The following is a 1,825-nucleotide window of genomic DNA, read 5'->3' as shown; positions in this document are numbered from 1 at the left end:
GCGTGACTACATTGAAGGCAACTACAAGGTTGAGGGTGACCTTCGCSGCGARGTGGCMGCAGAYATYCGCCGCAAGGTWGAGATCGGCAGCTACGAAGGTATTCGCCACCGTAAGGGCCTGCCAGTGCGCGGACAGCGTACGAAGACGAACGCACGTACCCGCAAGGGTCCGAAGCGCACCGTCGCAGGCAAGAAGAAGACTCGTTAATCCCTTGGGATTAGCCACGTTTTCCCCCAATAACTTTCTGTAGGAGAAATAATGCCCCCGAAGACTCGTGGCGCGGTTCGCAAGCCGCGTAAGAAGGACAAAAAGAATATCGCGCTGGGCCAGGCGCACATCAAGAGCACCTTTAACAACACCATCGTGTCCATCACGGACCCGAACGGTGCAGTCATCTCCTGGGCTTCGTCCGGTGAGGTCGGCTTCAAGGGCTCCCGCAAGTCCACCCCGTTCGCCGCCCAGATGGCTGCCGAAGCCGCCGCCAAGCGCGCACAGGAGCACGGCATGCGCAAGGTTGACGTGTTCGTCAAGGGACCGGGCTCCGGACGCGAGACSGCMATCCGTTCRCTGCAGGCCGCTGGCCTCGAGGTTGGATCCATCCAGGATGTAACCCCCAGCGCGCACAACGGCTGCCGCCCGCCGAAGCGCCGCCGCGTCTAAGTCTTAGCCGGAGCTTGCCCGGGCCCTCACCGGCCCGGGCAAGCCCAACGGCGTTAAGTCTCAGACCGATCTTTCCACCACCTGTGTTGCGTCATATAGCGGATGCTCGCCGAAAGGAAACCTAAGTGCTCATTGCACAGCGCCCCACCCTSTCCGAAGARGTWGTMTCCGAKAACCGCTCGCGTTTCATCATTGAACCGCTGGAACCGGGCTTCGGCTACACCCTCGGAAACTCCCTCCGCCGTACCCTGCTCTCCTCCATCCCCGGTGCCTCCGTAACGAGCATCCGGATCGATGGCGTGCTGCACGAGTTCACCACGGTTCCGGGTGTCAAGGAAGATGTCACCGAGATCATCCTGAACATCAAGAACCTGTCGGTCTCCTCCGAGCACGATGAGCCGGTTGTTGCTTACCTGCGCAAGCAGGGCCCGGGAGTCGTCACCGCCGCGGATATCGCTCCGCCGGCCGGAGTCGAATTCCACAACCCGGATCTGCACATCGCCACGCTGAACTCGAAGGGCAAGTTCGAACTCGAACTGACCATCGAGCGCGGCCGCGGCTACGTTTCGGCAGCTCAGAACAAGTCCGGCGACTCCGAGATCGGCCGCATTCCGGTCGACTCGATCTACTCGCCGGTGCTGAAGGTTACTTTCCGCGTGGAAGCCACCCGTGTTGAGCAGCGCACTGACTTCGACAAGCTGATTGTCGACGTCGAGACCAAGCAGGCCATCGCACCGCGTGACGCGGTCGCTTCGGCAGGTACCACCCTGGTGGAACTGTTCGGTCTGGCCCGCGAGCTGAACACCGCAGCTGAAGGTATCGAGATTGGCCCGTCGCCGACGGACGCTGCCCTGGCAGCGGACATGGCGCTGCCGATCGAGGATCTGGACCTCACGGTCCGTTCCTACAACTGCCTCAAGCGTGAGGGCATCCACAGCGTGGGTGAACTCGTTGCCCGCTCCGAGGCTGACCTGATGGACATCCGTAACTTCGGTGCGAAGTCCATCGACGAGGTCAAGGCAAAGCTCGTTGAACTGGGTCTGTCCCTCAAGGACTCCCCTCCCGGATTCGACCTTGCAGCCCGCGCCGCAGCCATCGAAGAGGACGACGCCGCTTTCAGCGACGACGAGCTCTAAACCAGATCTTGGCCAGCAGGTTAGACGC

At 61.6% G+C, this 1,825-nt stretch carries 3 protein-coding genes; all 3 read left to right on the top strand.

Translation table 11 applies throughout. The annotated features are described in order from the left end of the window. The coding region (gene rpsM / locus AB4Y86_RS17990; RefSeq protein ID WP_441403515.1) for a 30S ribosomal protein S13 at positions 1-208 on the top strand (208 nt) is incomplete at its 5' end. A 51-nt stretch (positions 209-259) separates the two neighbouring features. Continuing rightward, the gene (gene rpsK / locus AB4Y86_RS17985; RefSeq protein ID WP_018773682.1) at positions 260-661 is read left to right on the top strand and encodes a 30S ribosomal protein S11; all 402 of its coding nucleotides are present in this window, start codon (positions 260-262) and stop codon (positions 659-661) included. A 125-nt stretch (positions 662-786) separates the two neighbouring features. Further along, positions 787-1,797 carry a DNA-directed RNA polymerase subunit alpha gene (locus tag AB4Y86_RS17980; protein WP_441403514.1) on the top strand — a complete coding sequence of 337 codons (1,011 nt, stop codon included), beginning with the start codon at positions 787-789 and terminating at the stop codon, positions 1,795-1,797. Positions 1,798-1,825: the final 28 nt, after the last annotated feature.

This window comes from Arthrobacter sp. 2YAF22_2 (assembly GCF_052114645.1).
In the GTDB taxonomy this organism is placed as follows: Bacteria; Actinomycetota; Actinomycetes; order Actinomycetales; family Micrococcaceae; genus Arthrobacter.
Note: the sequence above shows the minus strand (reverse complement) of the source record. Positions and strands in the feature narration are given on the sequence as shown.